This is a genomic window from uncultured Faecalibaculum sp., assembly GCF_910588395.1.
Taxonomy (GTDB): domain Bacteria; phylum Bacillota_I; class Bacilli_A; order Erysipelotrichales; family Erysipelotrichaceae; genus Faecalibaculum.
The window spans coordinates 1-16,004 of record NZ_CAJUPA010000002.1 but is presented as its reverse complement, the minus strand read 5'-3'; the positions used below and the strand labels follow the sequence as shown (position 1 = coordinate 16,004).

Genomic DNA, 16,004 nt, shown 5'->3' with positions numbered 1-16,004 from the left:
TTCTGTCTGTCTCCGGAAACCCCGGAAACCAGCCTCATTCTGTCTCTTCCTTCTCCTCCACCGATCTGCTCAGCACCCGGATAAGCCGGTCCGCCGCCAGCGCTGCAAAGGCAACATACAGCGGCGTCATGGACTGGACCACCACATTCCACAGCGTCAGCAGCAGACTCCAGACAGCCAGACCGCTGATGGCCGTACCCGTCCAGTACGCCATTGTCGTCACAAATCCCGTCAGGATCTTCACCAGAAAATCCAGCACAGATACCCACAGGATGCAGGACAGCAAAGAGGCATACAGCCGCTTCCGGTCTTTGTGCCTCCTGCGGCTCCTTCCCGGAATCCCCGGCTGTTCGCACACCGGCAGTTCCGGGCTCTTTTCAGCTGCCATGCCCGCCGCCGCACCGGCTTCCCTTCCTTCCGTCACCTGCTCCCGGGCTTCTTCCTTGTTCAGTTCCCCGCTCATCACCCTCATCCTTTCCCTCCGCATCTTTCCGCAGATCCTTTATCATCATTGTAACATCCTCAGTCCTTTCAGGACAGCTTCACCTCCTACACTCTTCATTCCCGCCTTGGAACACAAACGCCGGACAGCACAGAACCGCCGGCTTCCCTTTCCCCTGGAAAACCGGCGGTTCTTTGAACTTTCACAATGCAGAACAGAAGAAGGCAGTCCAGACAGAAACAGCGGCTACAGCAGCGTTCCCACCCACTGCAGAATCGACGTCAGTCCCATGGAATAGGCAATCAGTGCCAGCGGCTTGCCCAGCACGATGATCGTGACAAACTTCGCATAGCTCATCTTCGTCAGACCCGCGATCATGCACAGAATGTCATCCGGGGCACAGGGGAGGAAAATCGCCGCAGCGAAAAACCAGTCGAATTTCTTCCCTTTATCCAGCCAGCCAATGTATTTGTCATAGGTCTCCGGTGCCGTGATCTTCTTCAGAAACGGCTGCCCGTACCGCCGCACCAGCCAGAACGCCAGGATACTCCCCGCCACCAGGCCGATATAGTTGTACACAAACCCCCAGAACGGCCCGAACGCCAGCACACCAATCGCACTGGACACACCGCCGGGAATCACCGGAATCACCACCTGCATCACCTGCAGGATCATGAACAGCAGCGGACCCGCCCAGCCTGCCTGTTTCAGCAGCGCCTGCAGTGCCTCGGGATTTGTCAGATAGCCCCGGGACGCGAACCACGCCAGCAGCAGAAGCAGTGCGCCGGTTCCTATCCATGTACTGATCTCTATGCCTTTTCTTGCTGTCATATTCATCACCTGTCCCCTATGTTACCGGGCAATGCTTAACACACCCGGCATCTGTTTCTGAACATTTCCTTAGCAAATTCCAAACCTCTTTTCCCTGCCGATGGAACCGCCTGCGGCGGTTCTGACAGAGCATGCACCGGATAAAAAAGAAGGCTTCCCCACGAACCTTCTTTCTGCAATACACAGGATTATGTCATGAAGTCCAGTCCATGGCTTGCCGGATGCCCGGGCCGTGCAGTCCCCCATGTCACTTGTCCTCTCTGGCTTTTTCCGGCACATCTGCTTCCTGCACCGTTTTCCAGCTGGTGACACCCCGTAGCATCTGTGTTTCGATCTGCAGCCAGGTGCCGTCCGGTATCGGATCATCGCTGCCGAAGGTCAGCTCCGCCTCATCCTCTTCATCATTCCGGGCGGTCAGGGTGTAGCTGTTGTCCATGCCGCCGGCACCGGAAAAGTCAAAAGGCATGCTGCCGGTATCATGATCGCTCCGGTCTCCTTCTTCGACTCTGGCATACCAGGTATCGCTGGCCACCATGCAGCCGGTCATGGTCATGACGCCTGTCAGCAGCGCTGCGGCTGTGCAGACTTTTGCGACGGCCCGGGAGCAGAAACGGGTTGTATGAATGTGGTTCATTGCCTTGCCTCCTTGTCCGGTTCCATTGTTTCATGTATGGACTGCCTGCGGGCTTACAGGTGGATGACAATGTTGAAAGGAAAAGATGGGAAAAACAGAAAGAGCCGAAAGCATGTCAAAGGTAACTATCGGCTAAATAACAGATTCAGAAAGCTAAATAATCAATGTTATTGGTTTTTCCATTTCCCTTCCGAATCAATTTGTTAGGCACAACAGCCTAGCGGACAGAGTATGGAATTCGCTCAGTTAACTGGCCTTCATCAGCAAACAATGTAATTGAATGTGAGGAAAGGCCGGTATCCTCTGTATGACCAAACCAATATATAAAGGCAGTCATACCATTTGGATAATATCCTGTCATCATGGAGATATATGGTTGCGTCCCATTGGAATCACTCTGTTCAGAATACTGGCTCAGATTATATTTTTTATCGTAAAAGTCGTATAACTCTTGAATTGATTTCTTTGGAGAGCCAACAGCTGAATAGGCGTAATCATCATCCATAAAAATTTCCAGCTCATAATATGATCCATATGTTCCATCTTTTGTTTCATTGAGCTTTGACGATGTAACGCCATCAAATTCACCTTCGTATTTCTTCTTCTCTTCTTCCGCCTTTTTTCTCTCCTCTTCTTCCTGCTTTTTCTTCTCTTCCTCTATTCTTTTTTGTTCAGCTTCTGCAGCCGCTTTTTTCTCGGTTTCATAATCGTGAACAGTTACTGTGTAAGATTGGCTTGTTTCATTTCCTGAACTGTCAGTTGCTTTTACATTAAATGCAATTGATCCGGGACTCGAAATCTTTTTATCATCCCAATCCGACTCAATTTTAATATCACTATCCAAATCATTAACGTTGATCAGTGTATCTACTCCACCAGAATAATTTACAGGTATATCTTCTTTGATTAAGGAAATCTCAGGGGCTTTCGTATCCTGGACGATTAAAGTAGCCTCTTTTTCTGTTAATCCACTTCCGCCAATGGTTACAGAATATTCGCCCAATGGTAGAGAAGTCGGATTTACATTTCCGTCAATAGATATTTTCAAATCATCCGGTAGTTTATCCGGACTGTCAATCGCACTCTGAATACTATCTTCAACGGATTCACCAAACTCAACCTGAATTGGTTCTTTAGATAACTCTATGTCCTTTGGAGAACTACATCCACAAATAATAAGTGGCATAAAAAAAATAGCTGGCTTCACTTTCTTCATCTTTTCAACTTCCCTTCTGCTTCATTTTAGTTCAGCAACGAAGTTTCGTCAGCAGAATAGTCAAAGAAAACAAAAAAATTATAAGCGCTTACTTATGATCCAATAACTTTTCATCTGAGATACTTGCCCATATATTCTCAGATATTTTATGTTCATATTTTTTCCATCATGTTACGATGCAAAAAGAAAGTTGGACAGAAATTTATGAGTCGAAAAACAAGTGATGGGGGAGGAAGTTTCCTTGGTGGCCTCATTCTTTTATGCATTATTGCCGTTCTCCTAAAATATTGGTGGGTGATTCTGATGATAATCGGAATTGTTATTGTAGTCATAATCATTATGTCATGCAGCCACACCACCACTTCATCTCCTTCCAGCACCACAGGCTCCAGCCAATCTCCTATACCCGAACCATCTAAACAACAGATAGAAAAGCAACCACTAAAACAAGCTGAATCTAATCCCCCTAAGCACCCTTACTACGAACAAAAAATAAGTGAGATGAAATCCAAAAAAGCAACCATCCTAAAGAAGAAAGCAGACTTCCATGTTTTCCTCGACAAGACTTTTGGGAACTCAGAAGTGACAAAATCTCGCTATGGGGAAGCTGTCGACCAAGCTTGCGAAGTCGCTATTTTAAAAATGCGTACGCTGCGACATGCTTTTGATGCCTATGGGATTACCACTGAACCTTCCATGGATTGCCAAAAACGGTGTGATCAAATATTGGATGATGTAGATGAAATCATATCCAAAATCAATCCAGTTATAGATGAGCTATTGGATATGGAACAAAACAGGCTGGACGGAATCTCTAACAATGTTGGCGATAAACTTCTGGAACTACAGGAAACAACCAAGTTATATAGCTAAATTACCGGTATATTCCTCTCTGTCTAATAGGTTTGTGATTGTGTATGATTTTCATTAAAGACAGATCAGGCCCAAACCCGCAGGGAGGTGAATACCATGCACAGTGACTTTTCGACAATCTCTGGCACAACCGGCGACACACTCGATTTTTCGTCCGGCCGCAATGTCTGGGGCAACTACAGCGGATCGGAGCGGAAACGCCGACTGATTCTGGATGGTGTCGTATATATGCTGAAGTACCCGGATCCTGTCAGAGAACGCCGCAGTTCTTTGTCCCACATTTACAATCAGTTTTCCGAATATGCAGGCTGCCACATCTGCGAGTCCATCGGCATTCCTGCTCAGAAAACCTATCTGGGCACATGTGTGTCCCATGGAACAGAATTGATCGCCGTTGCCTGCCGGGATTTCCGAAACGATGGTCTGGAACTGTATCCGATGAAATTCATTCACACCAGCGATCCCTGGAAACCCGCCAGGAAAACAGGGCGGCTGACCATTCAGGAGATCTGTGAAATCATTCGGGAACTGGAAAATCCCGATTTGGAAAAGGCGGCCATTCATCATTTCTGGAAGATGTTCGTACTGGACTATCTCATTGGCAACTGTGACCGCCATCTGGAAAACTGGGGCATGGTCATTGATCGGAACGGCAGCAGATATCCTTCACCGGTCTACGACTGCGGATCATCGCTCCTGGCTGTGACCAGTGACGAACAGCTGCAGGAGGAAATCGGGACAGGCGATTTTACAGGCAAAAGTCTGAATCTGTATACACCATTCGGCACCGAAGACAACCGCCGCCGGTTATCCTTCCGGGATGTGCTGGAATCACCGAATCCGGAGCTGGAGCAGGCCATCCTCGAGGTATTCCCCCGCATTGATCTGGCCGGAATTTATCAGATTCTCCAGGATACACCCTTCATGTCCGAAATCCGGAAAACAGCCATGATGGAATCCATCAAGATCCGTTACAATCAGGTGCTGCTGAAAGCCTGGGTCAAAGCCTCGCATCCGGCGTTGTCGGATCATGAGCAGAAGCGGCTCATCAGCCGGATCAAAAGCGCCAGCAACGCCCGGATGCGGAAAAGAGGGTATCATCCGCTCTCTGAGGCCTGAATCCCCCTTCCCCACGCAAAAGCCCTGGCTGCTCACCATGAACAGCCAGGTTTTTCCTTGTTCTTTCTGTATTCAGCTCAGGGAAACCGGCTCGTATCCGGCTTCTTCCACGGCACCCATCAGCCTGCTGGCGGGGACGTTTTCGGACAGCGTGATCACCGCTTCCTTCTTCTCCAGGTTCACCTTCGCATCCGCCACACCGGGCACAGCCTTCAGAGCGCTTTCCACCCGGCCTGCGCAGTGCATGCAGGACATGCCTTCAATCTTCATGGTTTTTGTCATCATTGGTTCCTCCTTTGTTTCTTCCCGGATGATCTGAATCTCCGGTTCTTTTTGCGTTTCTGTCTGCGTTTGACTGATCTGCACCTGCTTCGCCTTGAAGAACCGCAGCGTCAGGGCGTTGGTTACCACGCAGACAGAACTCAGGGACATGGCCGCCGATCCGATCATCGGATTCAGCAGCAGTCCGAACATCGGGTAGAAGACACCCGCCGCCACAGGAATGCCCAGGATGTTGTAGAAGAACGCCCAGAACAGATCCGCCTTGATGTTCCGGATCACCGCCGCAGACAGATCAATGGCGGTGTTCACATCCATCAGGTCATCCTTCATCAGCACTACATCGGCACTGTCAATGGCAATATCCGTACCGGCACCGATCGCAATGCCCACATCCGCTCTGGCCAGAGCCGGGGCATCGTTGATGCCATCTCCCACCATGGCCACCCTGCGGCCTTCTTCCTGCAGCTGACGAACCACAGCTTCCTTGCCCGTGGGCAGCACATCTGCAATTACATCATCCAGATCCAGGTCCTTTGCGATGGCTTTTGCCGTCCGTTCATTGTCCCCGGTCAGCATGACCACCCGGATGCCCTTCTGCCGGAATTCCCGGATGGCCTGGCGGCTGGATTCCCGGATCGTATCCGCGACACCCAGAATCCCTGCCACACGGCGGTTCCGGGCGAAAATCAGCGGGGTCTGTCCGGAAGATGCCAGCCGCTCCACAGCAGCGACTGCCTGACTGGATAATACAATGTGCTCTTCCCCCATGAACGCGGCGTTGCCCGCAATCCACCGGTCTTTGTTCAGCACCGCCTGAATGCCTCTGCCGCCGGTGGCCGCAAAGGAGTCCGGTGTCCGGATTTCCAGCCCTTTGTCCTTTGCCAGGGCTGTGACGGCTTTGGCCAGGGGATGCTCGCTGCCGGATTCAATGGAAGCTGCCAGGGCGAGAAATTCATCTGCTGACAGAGCCGGATCCAGCAGCACAATGTCCTGCACACTGGGTTTGCCGGAGGTGATGGTGCCGGTTTTGTCCAGCACTATGGTGTTCACCGTGTGCAGCGTTTCCAGCGCCTCGGCGGATTTCACCAGAATGCCGTATTCCGCAGCTTTCCCGGTGCCCACCATGATTGCAACCGGCGTGGCCAGCCCCAGGGCGCAGGGGCAGGAGATGACCAGCACGCTGATCGCGGCCGACAGGGCGAAGGCGAAATCCTTTCCGGCTATGAGCCAGACAGCCAGAGTAATCAGGGCAATGACAATGACCACCGGCACGAACACACCGGCGACTTTGTCCGCCAGCCGGGCAATGGGGGCCTTGGTGCTGCCGGCTTCATCCACCAGCCGGATGATCTGAGCCAGCGTGGTGTCATTGCCGACTTTCGTCGCCCGGAACCGGAAGGTTCCATTGGTGTTGATGGTCGCCGTCATGACGGTCTCGCCCACGGTTTTCTCCACCGGCACGGATTCACCGGTGATTGCCGCCTGATCCAGGGTGCCTTCCCCCTGAGTGATGATGCCATCCACCGGCACGGACTGTCCGGGTTTCATCACCACGATGTCACCGGCCAGAATGTCCGAAGCGTTGACTTCCACTTCCTGACCATCCCGCCACAGTGTGGCGGTTTTCGGTGCCAGATCCACCAGCTTGCCCAGGGCATCCCCGGTTTTCGCCTTGCTCCGGGCTTCCAGATACTTGCCAATGGACACCAGGGTGACGATGGTGGCAGCACTCTCGAAGTACAGACTGTGCTGCATCTGATGGGCCAGTTCCATGTCCATGACCGACAGGGCATGTCCCATGACGCACATGTTCCAGAGCCCGTATACATACGCCGCACCGGCGCCTATGGCCACCAGGCTGTCCATGTTCGGGGCCTTCCGCACCAGGGCTTTCAGGCCGTGGGTGAAGAAGTGCCGCTGGAAGAAAAGAATGTAAGTGGTCAGCACCAGCTGCACAATGGCGGATACCATGCCCCAGTCATGTCCGGCGAGAACCGACAGACCGATCATGGGTCCCATGGAGACCAGCATCAGGGGCACCAGCAGGATGACAGACCACCACATGTCCCGTTTCATGCCCGCCTGTTCGTTTTCCAGCTTTGCCTGTCTGGCGTCCCATTCCTGCTGAATGGAAGGCCCGGTGCTGCCGGAGGCGGCCTCCGCCTGGGCTGCCTGTTTCGGCGTGGCCCCGTAGCCGATGCGGTCCACCGCTTCCATGATCGCTTTGGTATCCGTGGCTTCCGGATCAAAGGTCACCATCATGGTGTTGTTGAGAAGACTCACGTTCACATCCTGCACCCCTGCCAGCCTGGCCACCGCTTTGGTGACATTGGCTTCGCAGGCTGCACAGGTCATGCCCGTGACATCAAACTGTTCTTTCATGTATCTGCCTCCATTGTCTGTCCGGCTTTATTTGAGTTTGCGGACCAGGGAGGATACTTCCTCCAGCACCTCTTCATCGCCCTCCCGGATCCGCAGCGCCACGCAGCTGCGCATGTGACTGTCCAGCAGCTGATATCCCACAGACTGCAGGGCTTTCTGCGCCGCGGCTGTCTGATTCAGAATTTCACCGCACCAGCGGTCTTCCTCAATCATGCGTTCAATGCCTTCCAGCTGTCCGATGATGCGGTGCAGCCGCCGGATCAGTGCCTGCTTTTCGGCGGGATCCCGGTCGATGAGCCGTTTCTTTTCCTGTTCCATGGCTTGAGTATATACCCCCGGGGGGTATATGACAAGCGGGAGAATTGTCCGGTTTTCTTCCATACAAGTATGCGCCGGCTCTCCCGGAGGTTCCTGCCTGGTGCCCGCCATCGGATACCGCCTGGCCACCATCGGCATGAGCTGCAGTCACCTGGCAGGGTTTGCGCCCGGAGCGGCGGTAAAATAAAACTGAGATTGAAATGAGAGTGATTGTATGAATGCCTACTGGTATCTTCTTCTGTGGCAGGCGCTGCTTGCCGGGTCCGCCTTCTGGATCCGTCCCTCGGGCTGGCTCTGGTGTCTGATCATTGCCCTGGTCATCATTGTGCTGGAGAGCATCATTTCCCTGTATGCGAAACAGGAAGGGCTGCAGGCGTTTGCCACGCCTTTCCAGAGCCGGAAATACACCAAAGATGTCCGGCTGCTCATGATCCAGACCGCTTTCACCATTGCCCTGGCGTTCAACATTCTGGTAGCGTTTTCCGTCAGCGGCACCTGGGCTCTGTTCTGGGTGGACCTGGCGGGATCCGTGCTGCTGGGTCTGCTGATTGCGGTTTCCCTGAAAAAGCACCGTGGGTAAACTCTTCGCAGCCATTACCCTGTTCATCGCTTCCCTGCTGTTTCCACAGACTCCGGTTCCCTCAGCGCACCGGTCGGTGCTGCTGGACTGCGGGCGGAAGTATTATTCGAAGGCGTGGATCCTGGATCTGCTGGATCACATGGAGGACTGCGGGGCCAATGAACTTGTCCTGCATTTTTCCGATGACATGGGACTGCGTCTGGAATCCAGGCAGTACCCCTGGCTGGCTGGATCCGACAATGCCTGGAGCCTGAATCCTTCGGTTCCCGATCCGGACCCGGGAAAAGTCCTGACCCAGGATGAGGTGCTGGAGATTGGTGCCGCGGCACAGGAAAAAGGCATCGAGCTGATTCCCTCCTTCGATTCCCCGGGTCATATGCGCTATGTTCTCGAACGGTACCGACAGCAGACTGGTCATGACATCAGCACCGGATTCGCCCCGGGCTGTCTGGACATTGCCAATCCGGAAGGCGTGGCCTTTGTCCGGTCCCTGCTGCGGGAATACGGAGACCTGTTTGCCCGGACCGGGAGCCATCAGTTTGACATCGGCGGAGATGAAGTCTTTGCCCGTTCCCAGTGGTCCCGGGCGGAAAGCTGGGAAAATCTGGCGCAGCAGGAAACCGGAAACCTGCAGTGCACGGCCTATGACGGATTCGTGCTGTACATGAATGCCACGGATGCGTTTGTCCGCTCCCTGGGATATGACCAGACCCGCATGTATTCCGACATGATCCGGGACAGCGTGCTGTCCCTGAACAGCCGAATCACTGTGTCGTACTGGATGCTCGGGCCCCTGACACCCCGGCAGATCCAGGAACGTCATGAGATCATCAACTGCATGAATTTCTATCTGTATTACATCCTGGACCCGGATCTTTCCTATCCCGGGGGATGCGCGGCTGCCATTGACCGGGAATGGACACCGCAATGGTTTCTGGGCTGGCCCGTGGATGAATCCCGCATCAGCGGCAGCTGTTTCTGCATCTGGAGCGACATCCCCGGTTCTCAGTCCCAGACACAGGTCATGAACGGCATGCTGCCGCGGATGGAAGCCTGGGGACGGAAAAACGGTCAGGCAGCCGGAACGTGACAGGGTTGCAGGCACCTGACACAAACAAATCAGCCGGTTTCCGGCTGCAGATGGCATTGTGCCCGTCTGCAGCTGAAAACCGGTCTTTTTTTTGCAAAAACCGGTATCATGGAGATATGGAAAAAGATATGACATTACAAATTGGCGAATACAGTTTTCTGCCGGACGAAGCCCGGACCATCCGGGAACAGGTGTTTCTGCAGGAACAGGGCTTCACGCAGGAATTCGACGCAGAGGACAGCCGGGCACTGCATCTGGTGGCCCGGGTACAGGATCAGCCAGCCGGTACCTGCCGTCTGCTCATGAAAACAGACGGCTGTCACCTGCAGCGGCTGGCTGTTCTGCCCGGTTACCGGGGCCATGGCATCGCTTCGGCTCTGCTGAAAAGGGCAGCGGATCTGGCCAGAGACCGGCGGGCGGGTCAGATCCTGCTTCATGCCCAGGTGCAGGCGGAACCTTTTTATGAAAAGAACGGCTGCATCCCTGTGAGCGAACCGGATCTGGAAGACGAAGGGGTTCCCCACGTCTGGATGCGGCTGGCTCTGGAGGATGAACCGGACCGGATCACCGAACAGCCCAATCCTGCTTCCGCCAGGTTCTCGTCCCTGTCTGCACTGGAAGCCGTGCGGCTCATGAACCGGGAAGACCGGAAGGTGCTGGAGGTTCTGGAAAACAAAGCACCGGAGATCGCTGCCCTGGCAGAGGACATCGCAGACTGTCTTCACCGGGGCGGCCGCCTGGTGTACGCTGGCGCCGGCACCTCCGGACGGCTGGGGGTTCTGGATGCAGTGGAATGTCCCCCCACGTTCGGCGTGGACTACGGACGGGTCACCGGTCTGGTGGCAGGTGGTCTTTCCGCTTTCGGAATTCCCGATGAAACCGCGGAGGATTCCGAAGAGGCGGGATTTGCAGCCCTGGATGCCCTGCAGCCGGATGACCGGGATTTTGTGCTGGGAATCGCTGCCAGCGGGCGGACTCCCTATGTCATGGGTGCCCTGCGCTGTGCCAGGGAGCATGAAGCGCAGGCTGCGGCTATTGTCTGCACCAGGGAGTCTCCCTTTGCCGCCGTGGCACCGGTCCTGTCTCTGGTCTGCGGCCCGGAAGTCGTCACCGGATCCACCCGTCTGAAAGCCGGCACCGCCTGCAAGCTGGTCCTGAACATGCTGTCCACCATTGCCTTCACCCGCCTGGGCTGTGTCTATGGCAATGAAATGGTGGATATGCGTCCGGACAACGAAAAGCTGCAGGAGCGGGCTGCCGTCATGCTCCGGCGGATCACCGGCTGTACCGCCACAGAAACCAGCCGGCTGCTGGTACCCGGCCGGTCTGTGAAAACCGCCGCCGTGATGCACCGCCTGCAGACAACCGAAGAAGAAGCCCTGGCACTGCTGGACAAAGCCGGCGGCCGCCTGGAACAGATACCCGGTGCCGGTTTCTGACTGACGGCCCTGATGCTTTTCCCGCAACCATGCAAAAACCCCGGAGACTGCACCATATCCGTGCGACTCCGGGGTTTTATTCCGTGAATCTTCAGCCGATGCTGCCGGTCTGCACACGTGCGCCAGCAGTCGGGACAGCAATGGTGATGCGGGCAGCGGGCGTCTTGCCCTCTCCCGCCGCTTCATCCGCCAGAACCCGGCGGACAATCCGGGAAGCACTCAGACCGTACTCCTCCATCAGATCCTGTACCGATCCGCTCTGACCGAACCGGTCTTCAATGGCAATGGATTTCACCTTTCCAGGTTCCAGCACCTCTTCCCGGATCGCGGAAGCGATGCCGCCGGCTTTCAGATGCTCCTCCGCCACATACACCCTGTCATAAGCGGCAATGATGTCATTCAGCCGGTCTGTGCTCAGGGGCTTGATCACCGGCAGGTCATACACAGCCGCTTCAATTCCCTGCTCTGCCAGCCGGTCCGCAGCCTCCAGGCACTCCCGGACCATCACACCGCTGGCCACGAAAGCAATCCGCTGCCCTGGACGGAGCATGGGCACAGCCTTCGGATCGAATACCGGTTCCCGCTCATAGACCTGCTCCACCGCCGCCCGGGACAGCCGCAGGTAGGCCGGGCCCTCCTGCTGAGCAAGCCATTTCACCATCGCCGCCGTCTCCGGGCCATCTGCCGGCTGCAGCACCATCATCCCCGGAAGCACCCGCAGCAGACTGATGTCCTCCAGACACTGATGGCTTCCCCCATCTTCCCCCACGGTGATCCCCGCATGGGTGGCGCAGAGTTTGACATTGAGATGGGGATAGGCAATGGAGTTCCGGATCTGCTCATAAGACCGGCCCGCCAGGAACATCGCAAAGCTGGACGCAAAGGGCTTCAGACCGGATACCGCCAGACCTGCCGCGATTCCCGTCATGTTGGCCTCCGCAATGCCCGCCTGCAGAAACTGCTGCGGTGCGGTTTTCCGGGTCTCCCCTGTTTTCGTCGCCGGAGCCAGATCCGCATCCAGCACCACGATGTTTCTGTCCTGCGCCGCCAGCTGTGCCAGCGTCGCTCCGAATGCTTCTCTTGTTGCCTGTTTCATTGTCTTATGCCTCCAGTTCCACCAGTGCCTGCTGCAGCTGCGCTGCATTGGGCGCTTTTCCATGCCAGCCCGCTTCGTTCTCCATATAGGACACGCCCCTGCCCTTCACCGTCCGGCAGATGATCGCCGAAGGACCCGGCACTGCCTCGGCCTCCTGCACCGCGGCTTCAATCTGCGCAAAATCATGACCATCGATTTCTGCTGTATGCCAGCCAAAGGCCTCCAGCGCGCCTCTGTAATCATTGGCACCGCCAACCTCTCTGACAGATCCGTCAATCTGCAGTCCGTTCAGATCCAGAAACAGCGTCAGGTTGTCCAGACCGAATTTGCCCGCCGCCATGGCTGCTTCCCAGATCTGTCCTTCCTCCAGTTCGCCATCACCACAGACACACCAGGTCCGCCGGTTCTTTCCCAGATACCGGTCCCCCCAGGCCATGCCCACCGCAGCAGACAGGCCCTGTCCCAGCGAACCGGTGCTCATGTCCACATCCGGCAGATCTTCCATGTTCGGATGCCCCTGCAGCCGGGAACCCAGTTTCCGCAGAGACAGCATTTCCTCCCTGGTGATCCGTTCATGCACCGCCAGCTGCGCATACAGCGCCGGTGCCGCGTGTCCTTTGGAAAGAACCAGCCGGTCTCTGTCCGGGTTTGTCAGATCAATGCGGCAGTCATACAGCCACGTCAGAATATCCGTGCAGGACAGTGAACCCCCGGGATGACCCGATCCCGCAGCGGCAATCATTTCCACAATGTTCCGCCGGGCCAGACGGCTGTGTGTTTCCAAAAGACTGGTTTTCATAATTTCGATGCTCCTTTTCGTTTTCTGCTGTTTACACCTAGAATATACCAGTATTCGAAAATCTGCGCAACCATAGTTGTCGTGATTTTTCGTTTTCGGAGAAAAAGAAAAGGAAGAGATCAACTCTCTTCCAGCACAATGAAATTCTCCGGCACATCCTGATCCGCACTGTCCGTGACAATGCCGTCAAAGTCATCCAGATCCGCGAAACTGCAGAACCCCTTGACCCGCTGCTTGGCCCCGTTGACAAATAGAAATGACTTCTCCGCCAGCTGCATGGCTTTTTTCTTCACCTCCGCTGTCTCCAGCTCCGCCGTATAGGCCTTCCGCCGGGTCAGATCCACTCCCGCACAGCTCAGAAACGCATACTGGAAATTGAAGGATTCCAGCTGGGACAGCGCGATGGGGCCCAGGTTCATCTTGTACTGCGGACTGTAGCTTCCCCCGATCACAAAGAGCTCGCCGTTGTCCTCCCCGAAGGAATCCACCACGATCTGACTGTGCGTCACGATCCGCACCCGCTTGCCTTTCAGATACGGCAGGATTGTCGCGAACGTCGTTCCCCCGTCAATGAAAATACAGTCGTCTTCCTGCACCAGCGACGCGGCATAGCGGCACAGCCGGTCCTTTTCCCGTTCATCCACATTCTGCCGGTCATCCATGGCTTTCTCCAGCGACCGGGTGAGAATGCCCCGGGTCTGCCGGCTCTTGGCCCCTCCATGCACCCGGATGATCCGCCCCAGTTTCTCCAGCTCCCGGCAGTCCGCCCGGATCGTCGGCTCGCTCACCTGCAGCTGCGCCGCCAGATCCTTCGTGGACACATATCCCCGGGCATTGGTCATCTCCACAATCCGGCTCAGCCGTTCTTCCGCCATCATACCCATTCCTCCCATTCTGTTCCGTTTCATTCATTGTACAGGATTTTCGGCATCAGAATCCGCAAACCGAAAATCTGCGAAAACAGACGAAAAATCCGGGTCTTGCCCCGGACCATCAGACATCCGCCTTCCCCGCCACAGAAACCGGATCTGTGCCCCCGGTGCCAGCCATAGCCTCCGACTGCACAAATTCCGTCAGCAGTCCCGCCTGCCGCAAAGCATCCAGAACGCCATCCGCCGTAAAATCCGCACAGGCCTGCACCAGCGCCGGGGCATCCTTCATCGCCGCAGAGATCCCGGCCCCGGCCAGCATCCCCATGTCATTGAACCCATCACCCACTGCCATGCTCCGGCAAACCGGAATCTGCAGAATCTTCAGGATCTGCGCAGTGACCATTCCCTTGTCAAAACAGCCGTGCGCCAGCGCCTCTTCCAGCGCCTCTGCACTCCGTTCATCTTCCAGAAGCGACGCCCGACGCACCCGCAGACGCCGTACCGGCTCTCCCTCCAGCACCTCCTGCACCGGATCGGCAGACCCGCCGGAAATCACTATCCGGTGCCCCCGGTCCCGGGCACACCCCAGAATCTGCTCCAGTTCCCGGCCCTCCAGAAAACCACCCTGGACAATCGTCTTGCCCTTGTCCTGGATGCAGGCCCCGTCATAGCTGATTACTCCGTCAAACCCCAGTTCCGGTACCTGCGAAGCGCAACGCCCTGTCACCGCAAATACGAGAATCCCCTGCTTCTGAAGATATCTGACTGCTTCCATATCCCGGAAAGCCGGCTCTTTTGCACCACAGGGAATCAGCGTTCCATCCAGGTCCAGAAATATGATTTGAATCATCTGCATCCCCCCGCGCCACTCTGATCCGGCCGCATACAAAAAATGGGAGGACTGCTGTGCCCTCCCTTGTGTTATTCCGCTGACTGTGGCAGCCCCATTCTATCCCCTGGGAACCGGCTCTTTTCTCTCTGTCTTTTATCGTCTTCTGTGACGCGCCGCCCTGCCCCGCTGCGGATCACCCGCTTTTTTCATCGGGTTATAACCTGTGTTCTGGTGACTCCATCCTAGCATCCCGCCGGGGTTTCCTGAACCCCCGTGGAATGACCGGTTTCATATCCGGTAAATTCTGCACCGTACTCCCGCAGATACAGCTCCAGCTCCGGTGACTGCCGCCAGTACTGAATCCCCCAGTTGTCGAGACTCCACTCCTCCATGAACGGATTTGCATCGTAGTTCACATACCACAGCTGTCCCTTTGCGAGAACGAAATTCGTCGGAAAATAATCCAGATTACACCCTGCTGATTCCGCTCTCTGACTCATGTCGTACAGCTGCAGCACAATGTCATCCCCCACACTCCGGCACAGCACCAGCGCAAAGGCATTTTCCCCGTCAATATACTCCCGGAGTATTCTGTTTCTGGCATAGTCCACATCCACCAGCGCCGGAACCCGGATCCCCGCCGCCCGCAGACGCTGCGACCCCAGTTTCTGTGCCCTGGTCAGTTCAGCCGGAGACCCCAGCTCACTGTCGAATTCCTTCAGGACATAGTTCCTTTCGCCATCCGTCACAACCCAGGAACTCCCTGCTTTTCCCTCCGGCAACCGCCGGACAACTTTGTAATCCCTCTCGTTGACTAACATACATACCTGCCTTTTCAAATCCATTATAAAAAAGCGCAGATCGGGATTCTTTCTTTATGCCCGGTGAAGTTTCCGGGAGACGATGCCGATGGGGCCTGCAGCCCTGGCCGGGGCTGGAGATTAGATGTGTGCTGTCAGCCTGTATTCTGAAAGTAAAAAAACCGATACCCTTTCGGATACCGGCTTTCTCAGTGGCCATGTGTTATTTTTGCCTCTCGGCTATCGTCACCGTTAGAGAGCTTGACTTCTGTGTTCGGGATGAGTACAGGTATTTCCTCTCTGCCATGATGACCACTTCTGTATCTGGATTCGTGTCTTTACCAATCTCTGAAAACCATACACGATATCTCTTCCTGTTTCCTGTCTTCCGCAAAGCTG

General features: G+C 55.3%; 16 protein-coding genes and 1 rRNA gene. 5 read left to right on the top strand and 12 right to left on the bottom strand.

Translation table 11 applies throughout. From position 1 onward, the window contains the following. Positions 1 to 34: 34 nt before the first annotated feature. The 4 genes from QZ305_RS00700 to QZ305_RS00685 form a co-directional block, all read right to left on the bottom strand. Positions 35 to 463: a hypothetical protein gene (locus QZ305_RS00700; protein WP_294729574.1), complete on the bottom strand. Its 429-nt coding sequence runs from the start codon at positions 461 to 463 to the stop codon at positions 35 to 37. A 225-nt stretch (positions 464 to 688) separates the two neighbouring features. After that, positions 689 to 1,273, bottom strand: a complete 585-nt coding sequence (locus QZ305_RS00695; RefSeq protein WP_294729573.1) for a TVP38/TMEM64 family protein — start codon at positions 1,271 to 1,273, stop codon at positions 689 to 691. A gap of 247 nt (positions 1,274 to 1,520) precedes the next feature. Beyond that, positions 1,521 to 1,907, bottom strand: a complete 387-nt coding sequence (locus QZ305_RS00690; protein ID WP_294729572.1) for a YxeA family protein — start codon at positions 1,905 to 1,907, stop codon at positions 1,521 to 1,523. Between the two features lie 217 nt (positions 1,908 to 2,124). Beyond that, entirely contained in the window at positions 2,125 to 3,123 is a 999-nt protein-coding gene (locus QZ305_RS00685; protein ID WP_294729571.1) for a hypothetical protein, read from the bottom strand. Positions 3,124 to 3,327: 204 nt separating this feature from the next. On the opposite strand from QZ305_RS00685, the gene QZ305_RS00680 reads away from it, so the two are divergent. After that, on the top strand, positions 3,328 to 3,996 hold the full coding sequence (locus tag QZ305_RS00680; RefSeq protein ID WP_294729570.1) for a hypothetical protein: 669 nt from the start codon (positions 3,328 to 3,330) through the stop codon (positions 3,994 to 3,996). 96 nt (positions 3,997 to 4,092) lie between these two features. Further along, the gene (locus QZ305_RS00675; protein WP_294729569.1) at positions 4,093 to 5,115 is read left to right on the top strand and encodes a HipA domain-containing protein; all 1,023 of its coding nucleotides are present in this window, start codon (positions 4,093 to 4,095) and stop codon (positions 5,113 to 5,115) included. A gap of 72 nt (positions 5,116 to 5,187) precedes the next feature. On the opposite strand, the gene QZ305_RS00670 is transcribed toward QZ305_RS00675, so the two are convergent. Together QZ305_RS00670 and QZ305_RS00665 are read right to left on the bottom strand one after the other, a co-directional pair. Continuing rightward, on the bottom strand, positions 5,188 to 7,779 hold the full coding sequence (locus tag QZ305_RS00670; protein WP_294729568.1) for a heavy metal translocating P-type ATPase: 2,592 nt from the start codon (positions 7,777 to 7,779) through the stop codon (positions 5,188 to 5,190). Between the two features lie 27 nt (positions 7,780 to 7,806). Further along, the gene (locus QZ305_RS00665) at positions 7,807 to 8,097 is read right to left on the bottom strand and encodes a metal-sensing transcriptional repressor (RefSeq protein WP_294729567.1); all 291 of its coding nucleotides are present in this window, start codon (positions 8,095 to 8,097) and stop codon (positions 7,807 to 7,809) included. Positions 8,098 to 8,311: 214 nt separating this feature from the next. Here QZ305_RS00665 and QZ305_RS00660 point away from each other — a divergent pair, with 214 nt between their 5' ends. From QZ305_RS00660 to murQ, 3 genes are all read left to right on the top strand, one after another. Continuing rightward, positions 8,312 to 8,677, top strand: a complete 366-nt coding sequence (locus QZ305_RS00660) for a hypothetical protein (RefSeq protein WP_294729566.1) — start codon at positions 8,312 to 8,314, stop codon at positions 8,675 to 8,677. After that, on the top strand, positions 8,670 to 9,767 hold the full coding sequence (locus QZ305_RS00655) for a family 20 glycosylhydrolase (protein ID WP_294729565.1): 1,098 nt from the start codon (positions 8,670 to 8,672) through the stop codon (positions 9,765 to 9,767). Before QZ305_RS00660 ends, QZ305_RS00655 begins: the two co-directional genes overlap by 8 nt. Positions 9,768 to 9,895: 128 nt before the next feature. Beyond that, on the top strand, positions 9,896 to 11,206 hold the full coding sequence (murQ, locus tag QZ305_RS00650) for an N-acetylmuramic acid 6-phosphate etherase (protein ID WP_294729564.1): 1,311 nt from the start codon (positions 9,896 to 9,898) through the stop codon (positions 11,204 to 11,206). Between the two features lie 91 nt (positions 11,207 to 11,297). On the opposite strand, the gene QZ305_RS00645 is transcribed toward murQ, so the two are convergent. The 6 genes from QZ305_RS00645 to rrf form a co-directional block, all read right to left on the bottom strand. Continuing rightward, the gene (locus QZ305_RS00645; RefSeq protein ID WP_294729563.1) at positions 11,298 to 12,302 is read right to left on the bottom strand and encodes a transketolase family protein; all 1,005 of its coding nucleotides are present in this window, start codon (positions 12,300 to 12,302) and stop codon (positions 11,298 to 11,300) included. A 4-nt stretch (positions 12,303 to 12,306) separates the two neighbouring features. Beyond that, positions 12,307 to 13,155 (bottom strand): transketolase, encoded by an 849-nt coding sequence (locus QZ305_RS00640; protein ID WP_294729663.1) that lies wholly within the window; start codon positions 13,153 to 13,155, stop codon positions 12,307 to 12,309. A 65-nt stretch (positions 13,156 to 13,220) separates the two neighbouring features. Beyond that, positions 13,221 to 13,979: a DeoR/GlpR family DNA-binding transcription regulator gene (locus tag QZ305_RS00635; protein WP_294729562.1), complete on the bottom strand. Its 759-nt coding sequence runs from the start codon at positions 13,977 to 13,979 to the stop codon at positions 13,221 to 13,223. Between the two features lie 115 nt (positions 13,980 to 14,094). Beyond that, complete coding sequence (locus QZ305_RS00630; protein WP_294729561.1) at positions 14,095 to 14,823, bottom strand: HAD family hydrolase; 729 nt, start codon at positions 14,821 to 14,823, stop codon at positions 14,095 to 14,097. Positions 14,824 to 15,047: 224 nt separating this feature from the next. Next, positions 15,048 to 15,626 carry a hypothetical protein gene (locus QZ305_RS00625; RefSeq protein ID WP_294729560.1) on the bottom strand — a complete coding sequence of 193 codons (579 nt, stop codon included), beginning with the start codon at positions 15,624 to 15,626 and terminating at the stop codon, positions 15,048 to 15,050. 189 nt (positions 15,627 to 15,815) lie between these two features. Further along, positions 15,816 to 15,922, bottom strand: a 5S ribosomal RNA gene (rrf, locus tag QZ305_RS00620). Between the last annotated feature and the right edge of the window lie 82 nt (positions 15,923 to 16,004).